The organism is Neisseria sp. P0021.S006 (assembly GCF_051956895.1).
Map to the genome: position 1 here is coordinate 1 of NZ_JBQCWZ010000153.1, position 2,233 is coordinate 2,233.

2 protein-coding genes are annotated in these 2,233 nt (G+C 52.5%); both read left to right on the plus strand.

Annotated elements, in window-relative coordinates:
- Positions 1-968 (plus strand): ATP-binding protein (locus ACTHUM_RS11815; RefSeq protein WP_440402951.1); only part of this gene is annotated, 968 nt, incomplete at its 5' end.
- Positions 961-2,233: sigma-54-dependent transcriptional regulator (locus ACTHUM_RS11820; RefSeq protein ID WP_440402952.1), on the plus strand; the 1,273-nt coding region annotated here is incomplete at its 3' end. The genes ACTHUM_RS11815 and ACTHUM_RS11820, both read left to right, overlap by 8 nt.

Consider the following 2,233-nt stretch of genomic DNA (forward strand, 5'->3'; position numbering starts at 1 on the left):
ATTTGGTTTTGAACCGCGTACAGGAAGCGGTTGTGGTGATTGATGCGACCCAACGCGTGTGGCTGTTTAACAAACAGGCAAAAATCTATTTCCCCAGCCTGATTATCGATCAGCAGGAAATCGTGTTTGGCGAGCTAGTCGCACGCTGGCAACGTCAACCCGACAAACCTTTTGAAACCGATATCCATATTTTCCAACACGCCATGCACGTCCGTGCCGTTCCGCTGATTCAGGAGCAGACCGAGCTGCTGATGTTGTACGTCCGTTCATTGCGTGAAGTGGCTGCGGAGGCCATGTCCACCAAGCTGACTTCGCTTGGACAGTTGACTGCCAACCTTGCCCACGAAATCCGCAACCCGATGTCCGCCATCCGTCATGCCAGCGATTTGTTGCAAGAGGGTGATGAGGCAGATCCGCTCAAGGCCAAGCTCTACAACATCATCGACAGCAATATCCAACGCATCGACAAGATGTTGGAAGATGTATCCCTGCTTAACAAACGAGACAACATCAGCCGCCAGCCGATTAATCTGATGAAATTCTGGTTGGAGTTCAAGCAGGAATTTACCTTGAACAATCCCGATGCCATCGGCTGTCTGCGCATGAATATGGACGGCAACAACCTGACCGTATTGGTTGACTCCATGCATTTGCAGCAAGTGATGTGGAACTTGTGCAACAATGCGTGGCGACACAGCCGTCAGGACGACAACGCCATTACCGTCCTTATCCGCTCTAGCGGCAGGATGCATATTTCCATCATAGTGGCGGACAACGGCAAAGGCGTGCCGCCGGATGTGCGAAACCATCTGTTCGAGCCGTTTTACACCACCGAAAAACAAGGCACTGGTTTGGGGCTTTACGTCGCACGCGAGTTGGCACACGCCAATATGGGACAGCTGCATTATCACCCTGAAATGAACGGGTTCGAACTGATTTTACCGAAGGAGCAAGCGCAGGATGAATAAATTGCAAGAGCCGGTTTTGGTTGTCGATGACGAGGCAGACATCCGCGATCTGATGGAAATGACCCTGATGAAAATGGGTCTGCGCGTCGATACGGCGGCTGGTGTTGAAGAAGCTAAAGATAAGCTGGACAACAACGATTATTCGCTGGTGTTGACCGATATGCGTATGCCCGACGGCTCCGGTCTTGAGGTGGTCCAATACATTGACGAGTTGATGCTCGACACGCCCGTCGCCGTGATTACGGCTTTCGGCAATGCCGACCAAGCCGTTGAAGCCTTGAAAGCAGGCGCGTTTGACTATCTGCAAAAACCGATTACGCTGTCGCAGTTGCGTTCATTGGTTAAATCGGCCGTATCGGTTTCCGATAATACTGCCGAACCTACGCCGTCTGAAAAAGTCAAATCGCAGCCTGCGCCTATTTCTGCCGCCCTGTATAAACCCGAACCTCAGCCGGTCAAGCCTGTCGTTACGCCTCCTAAGAGCGTACAGAGCGAATTTAACCGGCCTTTGACTGTTCCGGAAGGGCTCAATTCCTTAAAAGAGCGGTTTTCAACCGGCAACATCAATCCTGCTTTGCAAGAAGAGCCTATCCTGAAAGGCGACGACGATATGCCGCGCCTGTTGGGTACTTCGCCGCAAATGGTCGAAGTACGCCACCTGATTCGCAGATTGGCCCGCAGCTTTGTTCCCGTTTATATCTCCGGCGAGTCCGGTACGGGTAAAGAGCAGGCGGCGCGCACGATTCACGAGCTGTCCGACCGCGCCGACAAACCGTTTATTGCCGTCAACTGCGGCGCGATTCCTGAAAACCTGATGGAAAGCGAATTCTTTGGCTACAAAAAAGGCAGCTTTACCGGCGCGGATCAAGACCGTCTCGGCTTTTTCCAACACGCTGACGGCGGCACTTTGTTCCTTGACGAAGTTGCCGATTTGCCGCTTGCCATGCAGGTCAAACTCCTACGCGCCATTCAAGAAAAAGCCGTGCGCCGTATCGGCGATGCGCGGGAAACCTTTGTGGACGTACGCATTATTTGTGCAACCCATAAAAACCTCGAAGCCTTGGTTGAAAGCGGCGCATTCCGCCAGGACTTGTATTACCGCCTCAACGTTGTCACCCTACACATGCCGCCTTTACGTGAAATGCGCGAAGACTTGGGCGCGCTGATTCTGTATCTGCTGTATAAACACCGTCACGGCAATCAAACCTACAAACTCAGCCCGAAAGCCCAAGAAGCCCTGTTGCATTACAGCTATCCCGGCAACT